General features: G+C 53.0%; 19 protein-coding genes, 1 tRNA gene and 1 pseudogene. 15 read left to right on the top strand and 6 right to left on the bottom strand.

The genetic code is table 11. The features are described 5' to 3' along the window. Positions 1-17 precede the first annotated feature (17 nt). The 3 genes from BUA85_RS03670 to BUA85_RS03660 form a co-directional block, all read right to left on the bottom strand. Positions 18-107, bottom strand: a tRNA-Ser gene (locus tag BUA85_RS03670). A gap of 279 nt (positions 108-386) precedes the next feature. Continuing rightward, on the bottom strand, positions 387-1,460 hold the full coding sequence (locus tag BUA85_RS03665) for a hypothetical protein (protein WP_131802758.1): 1,074 nt from the start codon (positions 1,458-1,460) through the stop codon (positions 387-389). 8 nt (positions 1,461-1,468) lie between these two features. Further along, on the bottom strand, positions 1,469-2,425 hold the full coding sequence (locus tag BUA85_RS03660; protein ID WP_072899399.1) for a hypothetical protein: 957 nt from the start codon (positions 2,423-2,425) through the stop codon (positions 1,469-1,471). A 98-nt stretch (positions 2,426-2,523) separates the two neighbouring features. Here BUA85_RS03660 and BUA85_RS03655 point away from each other — a divergent pair. Further along, a pseudogene (locus tag BUA85_RS03655) lies at positions 2,524-3,204 on the top strand (FMN-binding glutamate synthase family protein); the annotation flags it as partial. Between the two features lie 125 nt (positions 3,205-3,329). Here the strand turns inward: BUA85_RS03655 and BUA85_RS03650 are convergent. Then, complete coding sequence (locus BUA85_RS03650) at positions 3,330-3,974, bottom strand: TetR/AcrR family transcriptional regulator (RefSeq protein WP_072899397.1); 645 nt, start codon at positions 3,972-3,974, stop codon at positions 3,330-3,332. Positions 3,975-4,034: 60 nt separating this feature from the next. On the opposite strand from BUA85_RS03650, the gene BUA85_RS03645 reads away from it, so the two are divergent. From BUA85_RS03645 to BUA85_RS03630, 4 genes are read left to right on the top strand one after another with little or no spacing between them, the layout of a single operon-like run. Continuing rightward, positions 4,035-5,351: a flavin-containing monooxygenase gene (locus BUA85_RS03645; RefSeq protein WP_072899395.1), complete on the top strand. Its 1,317-nt coding sequence runs from the start codon at positions 4,035-4,037 to the stop codon at positions 5,349-5,351. Next, positions 5,348-6,244, top strand: coding sequence for a bile acid:sodium symporter family protein (locus BUA85_RS03640; protein ID WP_072899393.1), 897 nt, complete (start codon positions 5,348-5,350; stop codon positions 6,242-6,244). The genes BUA85_RS03645 and BUA85_RS03640 overlap by 4 nt, the downstream gene beginning before the upstream one ends. Further along, complete coding sequence (locus BUA85_RS03635) at positions 6,241-7,170, top strand: SDR family oxidoreductase (protein WP_072899391.1); 930 nt, start codon at positions 6,241-6,243, stop codon at positions 7,168-7,170. The genes BUA85_RS03640 and BUA85_RS03635 overlap by 4 nt, the downstream gene beginning before the upstream one ends. Then, positions 7,167-7,931 (top strand): SDR family NAD(P)-dependent oxidoreductase, encoded by a 765-nt coding sequence (locus tag BUA85_RS03630; RefSeq protein WP_072899389.1) that lies wholly within the window; start codon positions 7,167-7,169, stop codon positions 7,929-7,931. Before BUA85_RS03635 ends, BUA85_RS03630 begins: the two co-directional genes overlap by 4 nt. 111 nt (positions 7,932-8,042) lie before the next feature. Here BUA85_RS03630 and BUA85_RS03625 read toward each other — a convergent pair whose 3' ends face one another. Next, complete coding sequence (locus tag BUA85_RS03625) at positions 8,043-9,224, bottom strand: S41 family peptidase (protein WP_072900398.1); 1,182 nt, start codon at positions 9,222-9,224, stop codon at positions 8,043-8,045. A gap of 389 nt (positions 9,225-9,613) precedes the next feature. Here BUA85_RS03625 and BUA85_RS03620 point away from each other — a divergent pair, with 389 nt between their 5' ends. The 9 genes from BUA85_RS03620 to BUA85_RS03580 all read left to right on the top strand — a co-directional run bounded on the left by BUA85_RS03620 (position 9,614) and on the right by BUA85_RS03580 (position 16,641). Then, positions 9,614-10,447 carry a DUF2059 domain-containing protein gene (locus BUA85_RS03620; protein ID WP_072899386.1) on the top strand — a complete coding sequence of 278 codons (834 nt, stop codon included), beginning with the start codon at positions 9,614-9,616 and terminating at the stop codon, positions 10,445-10,447. Between the two features lie 2 nt (positions 10,448-10,449). Further along, positions 10,450-10,902 carry a GNAT family N-acetyltransferase gene (locus BUA85_RS03615; RefSeq protein WP_072899384.1) on the top strand — a complete coding sequence of 151 codons (453 nt, stop codon included), beginning with the start codon at positions 10,450-10,452 and terminating at the stop codon, positions 10,900-10,902. Positions 10,903-11,098: 196 nt separating this feature from the next. Next, positions 11,099-11,740, top strand: a complete 642-nt coding sequence (locus BUA85_RS03610) for a 50S ribosomal protein L21 (RefSeq protein ID WP_072900397.1) — start codon at positions 11,099-11,101, stop codon at positions 11,738-11,740. A gap of 12 nt (positions 11,741-11,752) precedes the next feature. Further along, entirely contained in the window at positions 11,753-12,022 is a 270-nt protein-coding gene (gene rpmA, locus BUA85_RS03605) for a 50S ribosomal protein L27 (protein WP_072899382.1), read from the top strand. A gap of 113 nt (positions 12,023-12,135) precedes the next feature. Next, entirely contained in the window at positions 12,136-12,681 is a 546-nt protein-coding gene (locus BUA85_RS03600; protein ID WP_110559047.1) for a GNAT family N-acetyltransferase, read from the top strand. Further along, positions 12,651-13,196 (top strand): GNAT family N-acetyltransferase, encoded by a 546-nt coding sequence (locus tag BUA85_RS03595; protein WP_072899380.1) that lies wholly within the window; start codon positions 12,651-12,653, stop codon positions 13,194-13,196. The genes BUA85_RS03600 and BUA85_RS03595 overlap by 31 nt, the downstream gene beginning before the upstream one ends. A 33-nt stretch (positions 13,197-13,229) precedes the next feature. Further along, positions 13,230-14,276, top strand: coding sequence for a GTPase ObgE (gene obgE / locus BUA85_RS03590; RefSeq protein WP_072899378.1), 1,047 nt, complete (start codon positions 13,230-13,232; stop codon positions 14,274-14,276). After that, a complete protein-coding gene (gene proB, locus BUA85_RS03585; protein ID WP_072899377.1) occupies positions 14,264-15,388 on the top strand; it encodes a glutamate 5-kinase in 1,125 nt (374 codons plus the stop codon). The genes obgE and proB overlap by 13 nt, the downstream gene beginning before the upstream one ends. Further along, complete coding sequence (locus BUA85_RS03580) at positions 15,385-16,641, top strand: glutamate-5-semialdehyde dehydrogenase (RefSeq protein ID WP_072899375.1); 1,257 nt, start codon at positions 15,385-15,387, stop codon at positions 16,639-16,641. Before proB ends, BUA85_RS03580 begins: the two co-directional genes overlap by 4 nt. On the opposite strand, the gene BUA85_RS03575 is transcribed toward BUA85_RS03580, so the two are convergent. Then, on the bottom strand, positions 16,638-17,228 hold the full coding sequence (locus BUA85_RS03575; RefSeq protein WP_072899373.1) for a histidine phosphotransferase family protein: 591 nt from the start codon (positions 17,226-17,228) through the stop codon (positions 16,638-16,640). The genes BUA85_RS03580 and BUA85_RS03575 overlap by 4 nt on opposite strands. Positions 17,229-17,252: 24 nt before the next feature. On the opposite strand from BUA85_RS03575, the gene BUA85_RS03570 reads away from it, so the two are divergent. Beyond that, complete coding sequence (locus BUA85_RS03570; protein WP_072899371.1) at positions 17,253-17,435, top strand: DUF3553 domain-containing protein; 183 nt, start codon at positions 17,253-17,255, stop codon at positions 17,433-17,435. The last annotated feature ends 68 nt before the right edge of the window (positions 17,436-17,503 follow it).

Raw genomic sequence — 17,503 nt, 5'->3', positions numbered from 1 at the left:
CGTCCAAGACGCTGCTATGGCGGAGAGACAGGGATTCGAACCCTGGGTACCCGTAAAGGCACAACGGTTTTCGAGACCGCCCCGTTCGACCACTCCGGCACCTCTCCACAATTGTTTTGACTAGATAACTTCTCACGGCGCCGCAAGATAGACTTTCGAATTGATGTTGTTCACAAATGCTAGTCGTGGTTTGCGACGGCGCTCAAATGGGACACAAAGTTCTTAGGTGAGTCCTTCGCGACGATACGCAAGTAAGGAATTCGAAGTTCTAGGTGAATTCAATTTTATTTCGATCTCAAGACCTGAACGAATTGTCACTTGTCTGGGTCAGATCGCGACTGAGACCTTATGCTGCACATTGATATTTCGTAGGCGAGCGGACCACACTAGTTCGCGCATTCGACGGGACTAATAGAGAGGATAATCGTCGGAGGACTGTGATCCTGCGATCCGGCAACGTGATCGAGCAAATCCTGAAAGTTGTTTCCCGCCACATCCTCTAGCGTTGGGTCCGCCAACAGTTCTAGCTCTTCAACCGGCCAAGGAGCGAGCGGCGTGAAGCTGACTTGCTGCTCCATGTTTTCGACTTCAAAGTGGCCCTTTATTTCGGTGTTCGTCTTTGTTTCAACGCGCAGGGCTCGCTGCAGCAAGTGGCGGTCGAAAGGACGGTCCAATGTTACAATCAGGGGATCGCGCGTTCCGGTGCAAGGTGCATTTGCGCTCCATAAGGAAAGGTCAGGGCGCGTGCGAAGGTCCGAGGTCACATTGAACGTTTTAGCAAAGCCGGGCAGCACGGATAGTCCGTCGGCAGAATACCAGCCACTGTTTACTTCAAGTGTGTATCGCCTCCCTTCGAGCAAGGCCGGGCCAAGCGCAACATTGGTCGAGACTTCGCGTTTGATGCGGCCCGGGTCGATCAAGAGTGTCAAACGTGTCCTATCTTCGTTCCACAATTCTTGTTTGAACTGCATGAATGCGGCGGCGTCTACAACGCCTGCTTCGTCAACCAAACGGATGTAGTCAAAAGCGACCTGAGGCTGCATTGGAACGGAGAAGTGTAAGTAAAAGCGCAGCGTATTTTCGGGGAGCACATCGCCGCTAGGATAAGCCGCTGTCACCTTAGCGGGCTGAGTTGCAACCGCTGCGGCAAGAGAAAATGGAACCTCTTGCACGTCGCCGTCGTTACCTATTTTTGCAACGTATGTTTGCCCAGCTTCAAAGCCAAAGGCAGGAACGAAAGTCAGCGACGTTTCGTTCACAAAATAGCGGCCAGCGATAGCGGTGTCTGCATCGGCCACAAACACCTCAAGCATATCAGGATCGGGCGTGCCTTCTCCGATTTTCAGAACCAATGGATCTGTGGCGCTTTGGGGAACGGTTAGGTCTTGTGCAAACGTCATAGGAGCTAACGCGGTCATAAGGACCGCCACAAGCGTGGCGATCCCCGTTTTGATCTTCATATCAATCATCACTGCAGCCGAGTTGGATCAGGCGCATACTGTGGGAAGTCGAATTCCGCGCGCATGTTGTGAATGCGATTGGGGAAGAACGTCGGATTGGTGTCGAGGTTCAGATCGCCGGTGTAAAGATCACGTGTGATGGAGGCCAGCATACCGTCACCGACAAGCGTCATATGCATCGACATGCCGTCAAACATCACCGCTTCACCAACGGGGCCAAAAGGCATCACCGGATGCAGGTCGAGTTTGCCGCCTCGCTCGAAATCGGTGTGATCCACGACCTCTGCATCTTGCAGTCCGGCCACCGGAATGACCTGAGGGGACCGGCTGTCGTTGGTGACAAACAACATCGATTGTCCCTGCATCTCAAATGGGATCATGTCGAGCGGTTGGCCATTGCCGTAGTCCATGATGGTGTTGGCCGAAATCTTTGCGCCATCTTGGATATCTTCCAGCGGCACCAGAACGATCGGGCTACATGTGTACGCCGCTACTAGTTGTGGTTTGCCGTCGATCTCTTGCACGGACATGGCCCGGATCGGCGCGCGGCTTTCGTACTGGTCATGCGCGATGTGATACATCTCGACATTGGTCACGCCCTGCGTGCCGTCAAAAGGGTAAGCAATTCGACGCAGTGAAGAGAGGAAGTTGTCATGAGCTACGCCGGCGACGAATAACTCCCCGTCATAGAATTCAATATCCATGATGGCGAGCGAGCTAAGCGGGATGTCCCCCTTTGCCACGTCTCGTTCCAAATGGGGCACTGGCCCCATGCCGCGCACCCCAAACGTCGTCTCGCTTTCTGGGAACTCGGTGAGCGCCTGCATTTGGAAGTCGAGCGCGGCCAAATCAACTAAGCTAACTTCTTGGTCCTGCGTCACCCGAATCAGCGCTGGCTGCGTGCTAGAGTTACCGATCAGCGTGACCGAGATATAGAGGTCATGGCTCACTGGATGTGACGCCATATCGTTCAGCTCAATCGCGTGGACGCCTACGCCCAAAAGCTCCGCAATCTTGGCATCTATGTTGGTGATGGCACTTGGCGCGATCTGTTCTGGTCCGCCATCTGCCCGGTGACAAAGTTCAGGGCAAGATCGCAGAAGTACGTGGTCTGGAACCGGGTCAATCCGCGATCTCGCCAGCAACTTTCCCCGAACTTCACTCCGCCGCTGATTTCAAACGCATTGCCGATGAAGTACGTGAGCGGTCAGGCGGGATTCCAATCGGATTCAAGCTGTCTGCAAACCACATCGAAGACGATATCGATTTCGCGCTGGAAGCAAGTGCCGATTACATCATTTTGGACGGGCGCGGCGGCGGGACCGGAGCGGCCCCGCTAGTCTTCCGCGACCATATCTCAATTCCCACCATTCCCGCTCTTGGCCGGGCGCGGCGTCATCTCGACGCCAAAACCGGCCGAGAAGTTACGCTGGTGATCACCGGCGGGCTGCGCGTTGCTGAGGATTTCGCGAAGGCCATGGCACTGGGCGCGGATGCTGTCGCTGTGTCGAACTCAGCCATGCAGGCCGTTGGCTGCATCGCAGCGCGGATGTGCAATTCGAACAATTGCCCAGTTGGCGTGGCGACGCAGAAGCCAGAGTTACGTAAACGGCTCGACGTACAAATCGGTGCCGAGAAACTTGCGCGCTACTTTGGCGCTTCTGTTGAATTGATGCAGGTGCTTGCTCGCGCTTGTGGCCATGACAGCCTTTCAGATTTTGACGTTAGGGACATCACAAGCTAGAAACGCGAAGTGGCTGAGCTAAGCGGTGTAACGTACGCTGGGGTGGGGCTCTAACCTAGAGGCTAAGGAATAAGTTCGATTTGCAGCTTCAGCGAAGTCGCTTATTGATCCTACCAATTGAAGTTCTAATCGCCGAATCCTGCCGCGCAGAACGTAACTAAATGATCGACGCTCGCGGTATGACTAGTACCTTCCCCCAACGCTGATATCCTTCGTTCTGACGTCACCAAGGCCAGCATTGCACTTACAGTGAAGACAAACCCTTCAGCGATTCTTTGACGCGACAATTTTGGTAGGAGACACTGAAGTTCTTCCATGAACTTTTGCGCGGTCGGGTCAAAATGTTGGGCGGCAATCTCTGTCCATCGATCATCGACGGAAACGAAAGCGACCAATTTTGCATAGTTCTGCCAGCGTGGATCTTCCTCGACCAGATCAAAGAGCGGTCGAATGAAAGCGCTCAAAACTGACCGCAAATCCATAGGTTTGCTAGCCCCAGCTGCTTCCAACGCCGCAAGGCGCGCCTGTGACAACGTTTCTGCACGGCGCGCGACAACGGTGTTGAACAAGGCCTCTTTTCCACCTCCATGATGGTGAATTGTTCCGACCGGTTCACCAGCGGCGGCAGCTATGTCTCGAATCGTTGCTCCATCGAATCCACGGGTGGCAAAGATGGTTTCCGCTGCGTCAAACACCCTCTCTCGGGTCTGCTTGGCACGTTCGGAGAGTGCTCTTTTCCTTATCTTTCCAGTGGCTTGCGAATTGCTCATTCTTATACCTTGCCTTAGAATGAACACTTGTTCAATCTAATTGTGAAAAGGGAGGCACGGATGAGCGTCACACGTGAACGGTTTGCTCTGATTGGAGCGGGGCCAATGGGCCTTGCGACGGCAAAGTTGCTCGTTGAGCATGGAATAGAGTTTCAGGGTTTCGAAATGCATTCGGGCGTCGGGGGGCTCTGGGACATCGATGGTCCACGCTCCACTATGTACGAGTCTGCGCATCTGATTTCGTCAAAGCGGATGACCGAATTTGCTGACTTTCCGATGCGTGATGAAGTGGCTGAGTACCCTTCACACCGCGACCTCAAAGAATACTTCCAAGAGTTTGCGAAAAATTTCGACCTAGAGCGCCGTTATCACTTTGGCGCGACAGTTCTCTCGTGCACGCCATTGGGCGGAACAGGGGAAGGCTGGACGGTCAAGTGGAAAGATGCGGATGGTGAATATACCGAAGAGTTTTCTGGGGTGCTGATCGCCAACGGAACATTGAGCACGCCAAATCTGCCAGAATTCAAAGGTGATTTTGACGGGGAACTCATTCACTCGTCGGAATACCGCTACGCTTCACAGTTTGACGGGAAACGCGTTCTTGTCATTGGCGCTGGCAATTCCGGTTGTGACATTGCTGTCGACGCCATTCATCACGGCACATCTTGTGATCTCTCAATGCGGCGGGGGTATTACTTCGTACCAAAATATGTTTTTGGCAAACCCGCCGATACAATGGGCGGAGCGATCAAACTCCCGATGCGTCTTAAACGTATCGTCGACGGAACTATTTTACGTTGGTTCGTCGGTAATCCACAGAAATATGGCTTTCCGAAACCGGATTACAAACTTTACGAAAGCCATCCAATTGTGAATTCGCTGGTCCTTTATCACGCGGGTCACGGTGATTTAGAGGTTAAACCTGACGTCGAAAGGTTTGACGGCAGGATGGTTCATTTCAAAGACGGAACCAGCGCGGAATACGACATGATCCTCGCAGCAACGGGGTATAAACTTGACTATCCTTTCATCGACAGCGCCTTATTGAATTGGAACGGCGATGCCCCGTACCTTTACTTGAACTGTTTCCATCCTCAGCGCGACGATCTCTTTGTTCTGGGAATGATCGAAGCTTCGGGCCTAGGTTGGCAAGGTCGGCATGAACAGGCTGAGATGGTGGTCCGATACATTAAGGGCCTAAACGATGGCTCCAAAGATGCGGCCGAGCTACAAGCGACCAAATCTGGCGACTTTGACCGTGCAACTGGTGGGATGAACTATATCGATCTTCCGCGCATGGCGTATTACGTCGACAAAGCAACTTATCGAAAGGCTGTGACAAACTGGATCGGTAAGTTGAAAGGGTCGATTGCATGATGGACGAAACCCTCCTTAACTTTTCGCGAGGATCCCTAACACTGCTCAATGGAATTTTGGCAATTGTGATGTTCTCGATCGCGATTGATCTTTCCACTCGCGATTTCAAATCTCTCGCCAAAGCCCCCAAACCCGTGCTCGTCGGTTTGGCATCACAGTTTCTAGTACTGCCATTTCTGACCTATCTTCTGGTGCTGGTTGCCCAACCGCAAGCCTCGGTCGCTCTCGGCCTGATTCTTGTCGCGGCTTGCCCTGGAGGAAATATCTCGAATTTTATCACTCATCGGGCAGGCGGAAACGCCGCACTTTCAGTGTCGATGACCGGTTTTGCGACGGTGGGTGCTATTGTCTTAACCCCAATCAACATCGCGTTTTGGGGTGGCCTTTATGGACCCTCCGCAGAAATCCTGAAAGCGACTTCGATCGACCCGATTAGCATAGCTATCACTGTGAGCCTGATGTTGGTCCTGCCTTTGATCCTGGGTGTCACATTGAACGCAAAGCGCCCAGATGTGACACAGAGAATTCGCAGGCCCCTGCAGTGGTTGTCCATGGGCATCTTCGTGGCCTTCATTATCCTCGCTCTAGCGGCGAACTGGACGCATTTTTTGGCCTTCGCAGGAGGCATTGCTGGGCTCGTCATCGTGCACAATGCGCTTGGTTTTGGCGGGGGATACACCATTGCAACCCTAGCAGGGCTGTCCCCCTATGATCGTCGGGCTGTCACTATCGAAACAGGCATCCAAAACTCTGGCTTGGGCCTTGTTCTCATCTTTGGTTTTTTTGGTGGACTAGGGGGCATGGCTGTCGTCGCTGCTTTCTGGGGTATCTGGCATGCAATCGCAGGATTGACGCTCGCAGCGTTCATGGCCCGGACGGAGGCCGCCGTATGACCCGTATTCTGATGACAGGCGGCGCGGGTATGGTCGGTCGCGCGGTGTCGAAGAAACTGTTCGGGGAGAACGTCATCGTTACGGATCTCGCTGATACCGACCCACCACTAGGTCCCAAATTTCGACGGTTGGATGTAACCGGTACCGATCCGGAAGTCGTCATTGCGGAAGAAAAGCCTGAAGTCGTCATCCATTTGGCGTCTATAGTAACCCCCCCGCCGGGAATGACGCGAGATCAGGCGTTTGCCGTTGACGTGACGGGAACAAGAAACGTGCTAGACGCCTGTGTCAAACATGGTGTTCGGCGATTGGTCGTCACAAGTTCCGGTGCGGCATATGGGTATCATGAAGACAACCCCATCCCGCTGACGGAAGATGCCCCATGCCGCGGCAATCCAGAATTCGCCTATGCCGACCACAAACGGCAGGTCGAAGAAATACTCGCCCGTGCACGGGATAATCACCCTGAACTGGAACAGGTCATTTTGCGGGTTGGAACGGTTCTGGGCGAAGGCACAGACAACCAAATCACAGCGCTCTTTAAGAAAAAACGGCTATTAGCGGTAAGAGGCAGCGAAAGCCCCTTTGTATTTATCTGGACCAACGACCTCGCCGAGATCGTCAAACGCGCCGCCACCGAAAGTCCAGCCGGGATTTTCAATGTTGCAGGAGATGGATGGCTTACGGTCGATGATCTTGCGCAAGCGCTTGGTAAAAAAGTTCTGCGGCTTCCAGCCTGGCTCTTAAAATCTGCCTTGGCGGTGGCATCCCCCTTGGGCCTTTCTCAATACGGGCCGGAGCAAGTGCGGTTCCTTCAGTTCCGTCCGGTTCTTTCGAATGAGCGTCTAAAAACGGAATTTGGGTATACGCCGAACCGAACCTCCGCCGAGGTATTTGATCTTTGGAAACGTGAGGCCTGGCTATGAAGACGGCTGTCATTTCAGGTGGGAACGGCGGTTTGGGTCGTGCCTTGGCCGCTCGACTTGAGGCCGAAGGGTGGCATTGTGTTTTGTTGGATGTGAACATTTCGGGGCTTCAAAAGACGGTTAGTCGCACACCTATTGCGATTGATCTGACAGACAGCGCCGCGTTACAGGCGGCTTGCGGTGAAATTGTCGCGATGCGCTCTTCTATAGATTTAGTCATCTACAATGCAGGTGTCTCGCAGATTGGACCGTTTGAAGATACATCTATGGAAAGCCATCGCCGAGTGTTCGACATCAACTACTTTGCCGCCGTTGATATGGCGCGCGCTTTTGTTCAGCCCGTCCGCGACAGCAAAGGCACGCATCTTGCGATTTCATCGGTCGCTGGGTTTGCTCCGCTTCACCATCGAACAGCCTACGCGGCATCAAAACATGCCATGCAAGGCTTCTTTGCTTCGTTGCGCTCAGAAGAAGCGCCATTTGGCGTTTCCTGTCTTATCGCTGCACCGAGTTTTATCGCCACCAACATCGGCAACGACGACCGAAGCGAAGACGGGATCGTTCGTCCTGGTTCAGCCGCAGACGGCATCGACTATATGTCGCCAGAAAGTGCCGCCGATGTGATCTTGCGCGGGCTTAAGCGAACAAAGGCGTTCATTCCGGTCGGAAGAGTTGCGCGCATTGCTTCCCTGCTCATGCGCGCCTCACCGCGATTTTATCAAACAATGATGCGACGCAAGATTTCCAACAATCAAAGTTGAAACAGAGTTTCTTCTTGTCCCTAGAGAACGGTCTGATGATGCGCTCATTACCAATGTTGATCAGTCGTAGCCAAAAAATAATAGCCAAGCGCTGGGTTTGTTAGGTTTATCTCAAGAGTTCAAATCTCTTAGAATATCTCTACAGAGACTATCTCGAGCCTCATCATCGTCAGAGTTTTCAGTCCAGATTCTGTCTATTTCTAGCGTTCCAACCGGCACAATTACGTTGGCGATTTCGGGCGGCGTTGTGTGATCGACGCGACCTTCTTCCCAGTCATGAAGTGCCGTTGAATAGCGAACAGCGGCTCCACTGAACGGTAGCCTTAGAGTGCTTCCTTCGGCATGGAACTTTAGTCCGTCACCCATCTCTTCTCCGATGAGTTTCAATCTGGCGCCTAGCCGGTGTTTCAAGATAGCGACGAAAACGATCGCTGCGGAGAAAGTGAATTTGTCGACGAGAACTCTGACTTGCCGCCACTTGGCTCCGGCCACTATTGCATCGATCAGAGGTAAGGTTTGAAGGAAGTTTCCCCCGGTATTGCCTCTAATATCGATTACCAAGTGTGTCTCTGGTGACGACGCAATACATCCTGCTGCTTCGGAAATTGCATCCGCTAAGTCAGTACCTATGGGATCAAAAAAACTTGGTAGGACGATAAGTAACCCCACTGGATCGAAAGACTTAATCTTCATTAAGGAGCAAGGACTCCAAGATGCATCGGTTTTCCCATGTTCGTTTGATGGGTAAAAATCGGTTGAGCAGACGGCTTTCGAAGAGTCCAACGAGATACTGAAACACATTCCTTTCACATCGCGCATTTGATATTCAAGTGTATCACCTCTCAAATTCACCCCTAAGCGAACCAACGCGCTTGGCCACACAAAGAGTATTGGTCTAATAACGCGCTTTCGTTGGCTCATTCCCGCGAGGAATGGCGTGGAGAGGCGCTCGAGATCGTCGATGCCCACACCATTTATCGAAATCAGTTCACCCCCGATGGCTGGATAAAAGCAAGGTGGGGCCTGCATTAGTCTGACGGAGTTACCGACGGTTGCAAACCTGAGGGGCAGCGCAGAAATGGATTGATTGGGAATGAGGCGCGTATGACCATTCCTTGGTAATGCCATCAGGCGCATAACCGACAACAAGAAGTCGTCCCTTTGGTTCGCTACCGCAAACATTCGGGCTTCGAGAATTTGAGAGTTCAGTTCTGCCTTATCTACCGCGTTGAAGCTCGGATCGGTCGGCAGAATAGTTCGTTCTATGAGCTCAAGATCATCGATTAGCGACATGGAACTATGCATAAGCAATCCCTGGGGCGTGTCTAGGAAAGCCGCATCGGTCGATCCAAAGGCGCAGCCGTCACTAAGCGTAGGTTTTGTCAAACAGGTAACTACGACTGAAATTGTTTCGGCCAGGAATGGTAAATTTCTAGCTCATACTGATCATTTGACAGGCTGCGATCACCTGAAACCTAATCAAGCGTCGCTCTAATGTTCCTAGAGGAAACGGACAATCTGAGAGAACTTTGGATCTTTTGAACTCACCTCATGTCACCTTGCGCTTCTTTGACGTGGCCGAAAGTCTGGCAATTAGTGCGGAGAGTATAAGAGCCTGACTATAAGCTTTCTTTGAATTTTCCTCATGAACCCTTAAGTTTGTCAAAGAACAGAGAGGTAGGATGATGTTGAAAATTGCAGGCGCCGGAACTTTTGCATTGGCTTTGGCAACCATGCCGATTGCTGCGGTCGCGCAGACCAACAAAGCCGAGACGCTGTATGAAACACTGCTTCTACCTGAAGTGATTACGTTGATGCGGGAAGAGGGTCTAACTTACGGCTCCGACCTCGCCGATGATTTCTTTCCAGGTCGGACCATTGCCGACTGGGATGGCGTTGTGAACGTAATCTACAATGCGGACAAGATGGAGGGGGAGATAAAGGATGCTTTCAGTGCTGCGTTAGAAGGTGACGATGTTGATAGCATGCTTGCGTTTTTCCAATCCGAACTTGGCCAAGAGATTGTCCAATTGGAAATCTCCGCCCGTCGAGCGCTGAAGGACGAACAAGTCGAACAACTGGCCGAAGAAAACGCTGCCATTGCCATGCAAGATGAAACAGATCGGTTCTTGCAGGTTGAAGAATTCGTCGATGTGAACAACGTTATTGAGTCGAATGTTGTCGGCGCTCTAAATTCGAATTTCGCATTCTATACTGGCCTACTTGACGGCGGTGCGTTCGGTGATGATTTGACCGAAGAACAAATTCTGAATGATGTTTGGAACCAAGAGCCGGACATTCGCCAAAACACGACAGAATGGGCTTTTTCATTCCTTTTGTTGGCGTACCAGCCATTGAACGATAGCGATCTGCGGCAATATATCGAATTCTCAAAGACGGATGCCGGGCAGGAATTGAACGGTGCATTGTTCGAAGCATTTGATGGGATGTTGGAGCGTATCTCTCGTGATCTGGGATTGGCGACGAGTAAGTACATGGGCCAGCAAGAGCTTTAACTGTGCCAAAGGACATTCGGCGTGCGGCCCAAGATGAGCTTCCTGCCGTACTTGATCTAATCCAACGGCAATTTGCCTATATGGATGATCGGATCGACCCACCGTCGTCGATGTATCGTCTAACCGTTGAGGGTTTGACGCAGACCGACGTTTGGGTCGCTGGCGACCCGATATGCGCCTGCATGGTTCTGACACCAGTTTCCGACCACCTCCACCTAGGTAAAGTCGCGATCGAACCGGCCTATCGGGGGCAGGGTCTGCTCGAAGAACTTGTAAACCGAGCCGAAGACGTCGCTCGAGAGCTTAGATTGAACACCATTCAGTTAGAGTCTCGGATCGAGTTGAAAGAAGTCCACCGAGCCTTTGCAAAAGTTGGTTTTCAGGAGGTACGAACAGGCGCTCACGATGGGTATGCGAAGGACACTTTCATTGTTATGGAAAAGGCGGTCGGGTAGGGGCTGTTCTCAATTCGATTGCCCAAGAAAGCCTTTCCGAAAAGGGCTTGACTTGAACCCGTCATAGACCGATAAGCCGCCATCCGTACGACGCGTTCGTGCGGTGTTTTTTGATTCTACGCCGAAAGGCGCGCAGTTGGCAGGTATTCAACACCCAAACGGGGGCCTGATTGACGCGGAAACTAAGGAAGACGATATGTTTGCGGTTCTCAAAACCGGCGGCAAGCAGTACAAAGTTGCTTCAGGCGACGTACTCCGTGTCGAAAAGCTGGCAGCATCTGCTGGTGACAAGGTACAATTCAACGACATTCTGATGGTTGGCAGCACAGTCGGCACCCCCTTCGTAGAAGGCGCGGGCGTTCAGGCTGAAGTCATCGATCAGATCAAAGGCCCAAAGACGATCAACTTCGTCAAGCGTCGCCGGAAGCACTCTTCCGCACGGAAGAAAGGCCACCGTCAGCAGCTGACATTGGTTCGCATCGGCGACATCCTTGAAAAAGGCGCTGACAAGTCCGGTGTTATGGCGGCTGTAAACGGTGCAGGAGTTGCGGTTGCGGCGGCTCCGAAAAAGGCAGCAGCAAAGAAAGCGCCTCCTAAGAAAGAAGCAGCACCAAAGGCTGAAGCGAAAGCAGCGGCAGGTGGTGACGATCTGAAGCAACTGTCCGGTGTCGGACCAGCGCTTGAGAAGAAACTACACGCAGCAGGCGTTACCACATTCGCTCAGATTGCGGATTGGACGGCGGACGATGTAGCTGCTATGGACGAGAAACTGTCATTCAAAGGCCGGATCGAGCGTGAAGGTTGGATCGAACAGGCCAAAGAACTGGCTAAAGGCTAAGGAGAGAGACACATGGCACATAAAAAAGCAGGTGGTAGCTCCCGTAACGGACGCGACTCAGCTGGTCGCCGTCTTGGTGTGAAGAAATTTGGTGGCGAAGTTGTCATCCCAGGCAACATCATCATCCGTCAGCGCGGCACAAAAATGTGGCCAGGCGCGGGTGTTGGCATGGGTAAAGATCACACAATCTTTGCAACTGCCGAAGGCCAAGTGAAGTTCCACAAAGGACTCAAAGGCCGAACATTTATTTCCGTCCTGCCGATGGCGGAGGCCGCCGAATAACCGATCCAAGGTAACGAGAATTTTAGGGGTCGGTGAAAACCGGCCCCTTTTTCTTTTTTTGGCCATACTCATATGTGAATTGGCCGCACGCGTATTTCGAGGAGGAAATACAGATGATGCATGAAACCGTAACAAACCCTCAAGCAACGATTAATGCTGAGCGTTTTGTGCTGCGCCCGCTCAAGGCGTCAGACACTGGTTTGATCACCATGTACTCCTCCGATGAGAAACTGGCGCGCGGAACACGCTCCATCCCGCATCCATTGCCGCCGGGTACCGTTGAGGCGCAGATCGCCCGCGCGAATGATCCGGATGTACCAGAAGACATCTGGGCATTGGATGGAACGGCCTCTGGCCATGCGGAGGTGCTTGGGCTTATCAGCCTCACGCGTATGGACCGCAACCAATCAGAGGTTTTCTATTGGATCGCACCTGCGTTTTGGAACGTAGGGTTTGCCACCGAAGCTGTGAAAACTGTGCTCGCAGCCAATCCTCATAAGGCGGATCACTATTTCGCTGAAGCCTTTCAGGACAACCCGGGCTCGGCTCGTGTTCTGACGAATTGTGGATTTGATTATTTAGGCGATGCCGAGGCTTTCTCGGTCGCCCGAAATGCGGTGGTGCCAACATGGACGTATACGCTGAAAACCGAAGTGTAGTTTCTGAACTCCATCAAGATGGTCTGACCCTTCGTCCGATTGTTCGCGGTGATGCGGATGCGATTGTGTCCGCTTTATCTCAATGGCGCGTCACACGATGGCTAACCAGCGCACCATTTCCCTTTGGCTATGAAAACGCGATTTATTTCATTGACGAAATCGCAAATGCCAAAGGTGAGCCGTTTTGGGGCATTGACTGGGGGAGCGGCCTTATCGGCGTCATCTCCGTTAAGCCGGATCTTGGATATTGGTTGCATCCAGATCATCACGGCAAAGGGACCATGTCGCGCGCTGTAGCTATGGCCTGCGATCATCATTTTGAAGGCCCCTATAGCGAACTCGTTTCAGGCCATTTCTTAGGAAATGAGCCGTCCCGTGCTGTGTTGCTGAAAGCCGGTTTTGAAGACACGCATCAGGAAGAAGCAGTCCAGCTTTCCACCGAGAAAACAGTTGTGATCCAGCGAATGACGCTAACCCGCGACCGTTGGCAGACCTTGAGAAGCCAAGCGCAATAGACTAGTGCGAAGCAAACGCCAGAAAGCCACGCTATGAAGTTCCTCGATCTTGCAAAAGTCTACATCCGCTCCGGCGGCGGGGGTGCGGGATGTATTTCGTTCCGGCGTGAAAAGTACATTGAATACGGTGGCCCCGACGGCGGCGACGGTGGCAACGGTGGGTCGGTGATTGCTGAAGCTGTCGACGGGCTGAACACCTTGATCGACTTCCGCTACCAACAGCATTTCTTTGCCAAAAACGGTCAGCATGGGATGGGAAGTCAGCGAACCGGTAAGAGCGGTGATGACATCATTCTGCGGCTGCCTGTGGGTACCGAAATCCTCGACGAAGATGAGGAAACTGTTTTGGTCGATATGACCGAAGTGGGCCAGCGGTTTGTAATCGCCAAGGGCGGCAATGGCGGCTGGGGCAACCTGCACTTCAAATCGGCGACGAACCAAGCACCGCGTCGGGCCAATCCGGGGCAGGAAGGCATTGAGCGGACGATTTGGTTGCGCTTGAAGTTGATTGCGGATGTTGGGCTGCTTGGACTGCCAAACGCCGGGAAATCGACGTTCTTGGCGGCGACCTCAAATGCGCGACCCAAGATCGCAGATTATCCCTTTACCACATTGGTTCCGAACTTAGGCGTCGTTGGTGTCGATAACGTGGAATTTGTCGTGGCGGATATTCCGGGATTGATTGATGGCGCATCCGAGGGGCGGGGCCTTGGTGTTTTGTTCCTTGGCCATGTCGAACGCTGCGCGGTTCTCTTGCATTTGATCGACGGGACATCCGGCGATCCAGTGGGCGACTACCGCACCATAATACAAGAGCTTGAGGCGTATGGCGGTGGTTTGGCCGACAAACCCCGCGTGACGGTTTTGAACAAGATCGACGCGCTTGATGCAGAGGAACGCGCCTTTCTCAAAGAAGAGATCGAAAACGAAACTGGCGTGTCTTTGAAGCTGATGTCGGGCGCATCGACCGAAGGCACGCAGGATGTTTTGCGAGCCCTACGTTCGGAGATTGATGACAACCGTCTACGGGAAAAGAAGGCCTTAGAAGACCCGAGCGAGGATGAACCATGGCAACCTTGAGCGACGCCAAGCGTCTGGTTGTCAAAATCGGCTCGGCCCTTCTGGTGGATCGAGAAACAGGCAACCTTCGAGAGGATTGGCTGAAGTCATTAGCCGAAGACATCGCAGCCATTCGGGTGCGTGGGACAGACGTCATTGTGGTTTCGTCCGGCTCCATTGCTCTGGGCCGTGGTGTTTTAGGCCTGCCATCAGACGAATTGTCCTTGGAGCAATCCCAAGCCGCCGCTGCAGTTGGCCAAATTCGTTTGGCCCGTGCTTACGAAGAGGCGTTGGAACCATTTGGCATTAAAACCGCCCAAATCCTTGTAACGCTCGAAGACAGCGCCAATAGGCGGCGATATCTCAACTCTCGCGCGACCATGGAAACTCTTTTGGGGCTCGGCGTTACGCCAATCGTCAATGAGAACGACACTATCGCCACTGATGAGATCCGCTATGGCGATAACGATCGATTGGCCGCACAGGTGGCTGTTACGGTCGGTGCGGACCAATTGGTTCTGCTGTCTGACGTTGATGGGCTCTATACGGCCAATCCGATCGAGGATGCCGAAGCAACGCATATTCCGACCGTTGAAGCCATCGATGCCTCGATCATGGCCATGGCTGGAGATGCAGGGTCCGGCCTCTCCAAAGGTGGTATGAAGACCAAAATTCTAGCCGCACGCGTGGCGACGGATGCAGGCTGTGCGATGGCCATTACATTAGGGTCGCCCCTTAACCCTTTGAGCAAACTAGAAGAAGCTGCTAGGGCGACTTGGTTTTCTGCCGCGCTATCTCCGCAAGCGGCCCGAAAGCGCTGGATTTCCGCAATGAAACCTCAAGGCACCGTCACATTGGATTCTGGCGCCGTCAAAGCCCTTCTAGGAGGCAAGAGCCTTCTTCCTGCCGGTGTTACGTACACCACGGATGGCTACGGGCGCGGTGATCCGGTTGAAATCGTCTCTTCTAACGGGGATATTCTCGGTGTGGGGCTTTCTCGATATACCGCCGAAGAGGTTGCACTAATCAAGGGCCATAGATCTAATGAGATCGAAGCGATTTTGGGCTATGAAGGCCGCGCTGCTTTGATCCATCGCGATGACATGGCTTTGAATGACAGGACAGTACAATGACCGATATGACACCTGATCTGATGAATAGGCTTGGCGCTGCAGCGAAGGCCGCGGCGCGGGAATTGGCCACAGCCAGCGCAGAGGCAAAGACAGCCGCGTTGAATGCTGCTGCAGATGCCGTTTGGGTGCGTCGGGGCGAAATCATCGAGGCTAATGGAAAAGACCTCGAGTTCGGGCGCGGGAAGGGCCTCAGCGAAGCGATGATGGATCGTCTGATGCTTGATGAAACCCGCATTCAGGGCATCGTAGACGGTTTGCGCAACGTCGCTGCGCAAGACGATCCAATTGGCGCGGTTACGGATGAATGGACGCAACCGACTGGGTTACATATCCAGCGCGTTCGAACGCCAATTGGCGTGATCGGCGTCATCTATGAAAGCCGTCCGAATGTCACTGCCGATGCGGGTGCTTTATGCCTTAAATCCGGGAACGCGGTTATTCTCCGTGGTGGATCAGAGAGCTTTCATTCCTCTACAGTGATCCATGATTGCATGGTCGAAGGACTTCGCGCCGCTGGTTTGCCCGAAGCTGCGGTCCAACTGGTGCCAACGCGCGACCGGCAAGCTGTTAAAGACATGCTGCAAGCTACTGACTATATTGACGTAATTGTTCCTCGCGGGGGCAAGGGTCTTGTCGGATTAGTCCAAAAGGAAGCGAGAGTTCCTGTCTTCGCGCACCTTGAAGGCATCTGCCACATCTATGTGGATGCAACGGCTGATCTCGAAAAGACCCGTCAGGTTGTTTTGAACGCCAAAACACGTCGAACAGGTATTTGTGGGTCGGCGGAGTGCTTGTTGATCGATCAAGATTTCTGGGATCATCACGGTGACATTTTGATCCGTGACCTAATCGCCGCTGGTGTCGAAGTTCGCGCGTCTGGCGCCGCTCAAATCGACGGCACGGTCGAGGCGCAAGCCGATGATTTTGGGCATGAATTCCTCGATATGATCATTGCGGCCAAAATCGTCGATGGCGTGGCCGCCGCCGTCGCTCATATCCGTGAATTTGGCTCTAACCACACCGACGCGATTATGACCGAAGACGATACTGTGGCAGACATATTCTTCCGAAACCTCGAGAGCGCGATCCTGATGCGCAACGCCTCCACCCAGTTCGCGGATGGCGGCGAGTTTGGCATGGGGGCAGAGATCGGCATCGCAACCGGCAAACTACACGCACGCGGGCCTGTCGGCGCGGTTCAGCTGACCAGTTTTAAGTATCTGGTGACTGGCGACGGTACCACGCGTGCCTAATAACTGATCGAGAATTGGTTGGGGCTCGCATCGTAGCTTAAGCTCCGCCCCATCTCGGAAAGCGCTAAGGGCAGGAGCGCAAACTGCACTTCTGCAGACGTCACATCCTCGCTCAGAGAAGGATCAGCCAAGGACGCCCAGAGCGTTTTGTTAAGCCGGATATTTTTGCCCTTTGCTGAAAGGGACCATGAGCCGTCCTGCTCTTCAATAACTATCTCTCCACCAGTCGTGAGGCACGTTTCCAGGCATTGGATCGCTAAGAAAGCGGCTTGAGTGTCCAATCGCACAACTGCGTCGCGGCTATTCCAGACATAAGTGTATTTCCCGCTCTTAGACATCTGCTCCAAGATGTTTGTAATTTCGCTAGCGCGAGCGATTTGCCCATCTTGTGCACCACCATATGCAATTCGAAAAAACATGATGCGCGCACTAGCTGCTTCTGCACTTTGTCCAATCAGTTCGATTTCATCCGTTGTCGAACCATTGCTCAGGCTCAACAGTTCCACACCATTGTTGATTGCGCCAATTGGGCTACTTAAGTCATGGCAGATGCGAGAGCCCACCAGTTTGGCGAGAGTATTGGTCATAAATTAGGTCTCGGTTGGAACGTTATGAATGAACTGAATTCGATTTTGACACCCGGTTCGCTGGTCCGACATCCCGCCCAACCAGATTGGGGCTTGGGGCAGGTACAGTCGAACATTGCGGGTCGGATTACCGTCAACTTCCAAGACGCTGGAAAAGTGGTGATCGACGGTCATAGGGTCGTCCTCGAATTGGTAGACCTAGCTTAGCACACCTTAAGGTTGTGTAACGCATTGGGTCAAGACAGAGATATGACTGATTGTCAGAAGACTGGTTA

Origin of the sequence: Cognatiyoonia sediminum, assembly GCF_900129845.1 — a bacterium.
Classification (GTDB): domain Bacteria; phylum Pseudomonadota; class Alphaproteobacteria; order Rhodobacterales; family Rhodobacteraceae; genus Cognatiyoonia; species Cognatiyoonia sediminum.
This window is presented reverse-complemented; position numbering and strand designations above follow the sequence as displayed.

Excerpts from the sequence above, each read along its gene's own strand:
- BUA85_RS03570 (WP_072899371.1), top strand. The coding sequence starts at position 17,253 with ATGAATGAACTGAATTCGATTTTGACACCCGGTTCGCTGGTCCGACAT.
- BUA85_RS03630 (WP_072899389.1), top strand. The coding sequence starts at position 7,167 with ATGAAGACGGCTGTCATTTCAGGTGGGAACGGCGGTTTGGGTCGTGCC.
- BUA85_RS03665 (WP_131802758.1), bottom strand. The coding sequence starts at position 1,460 with ATGAAGATCAAAACGGGGATCGCCACGCTTGTGGCGGTCCTTATGACC.
- BUA85_RS03600 (WP_110559047.1), top strand. The coding sequence starts at position 12,136 with ATGATGCATGAAACCGTAACAAACCCTCAAGCAACGATTAATGCTGAG.
- rpmA (WP_072899382.1), top strand. The coding sequence starts at position 11,753 with ATGGCACATAAAAAAGCAGGTGGTAGCTCCCGTAACGGACGCGACTCA.
- BUA85_RS03580 (WP_072899375.1), top strand. The coding sequence starts at position 15,385 with ATGACCGATATGACACCTGATCTGATGAATAGGCTTGGCGCTGCAGCG.
- proB (WP_072899377.1), top strand. The coding sequence starts at position 14,264 with ATGGCAACCTTGAGCGACGCCAAGCGTCTGGTTGTCAAAATCGGCTCG.
- BUA85_RS03645 (WP_072899395.1), top strand. The coding sequence starts at position 4,035 with ATGAGCGTCACACGTGAACGGTTTGCTCTGATTGGAGCGGGGCCAATG.
- BUA85_RS03650 (WP_072899397.1), bottom strand. The coding sequence starts at position 3,974 with ATGAGCAATTCGCAAGCCACTGGAAAGATAAGGAAAAGAGCACTCTCC.
- BUA85_RS03625 (WP_072900398.1), bottom strand. The coding sequence starts at position 9,224 with ATGTCGCTAATCGATGATCTTGAGCTCATAGAACGAACTATTCTGCCG.
- BUA85_RS03610 (WP_072900397.1), top strand. The coding sequence starts at position 11,099 with ATGTTTGCGGTTCTCAAAACCGGCGGCAAGCAGTACAAAGTTGCTTCA.
- BUA85_RS03635 (WP_072899391.1), top strand. The coding sequence starts at position 6,241 with ATGACCCGTATTCTGATGACAGGCGGCGCGGGTATGGTCGGTCGCGCG.
- BUA85_RS03595 (WP_072899380.1), top strand. The coding sequence starts at position 12,651 with ATGGACGTATACGCTGAAAACCGAAGTGTAGTTTCTGAACTCCATCAA.
- obgE (WP_072899378.1), top strand. The coding sequence starts at position 13,230 with ATGAAGTTCCTCGATCTTGCAAAAGTCTACATCCGCTCCGGCGGCGGG.
- BUA85_RS03620 (WP_072899386.1), top strand. The coding sequence starts at position 9,614 with ATGATGTTGAAAATTGCAGGCGCCGGAACTTTTGCATTGGCTTTGGCA.
- BUA85_RS03575 (WP_072899373.1), bottom strand. The coding sequence starts at position 17,228 with ATGACCAATACTCTCGCCAAACTGGTGGGCTCTCGCATCTGCCATGAC.
- BUA85_RS03660 (WP_072899399.1), bottom strand. The coding sequence starts at position 2,425 with ATGGCGTCACATCCAGTGAGCCATGACCTCTATATCTCGGTCACGCTG.
- BUA85_RS03640 (WP_072899393.1), top strand. The coding sequence starts at position 5,348 with ATGATGGACGAAACCCTCCTTAACTTTTCGCGAGGATCCCTAACACTG.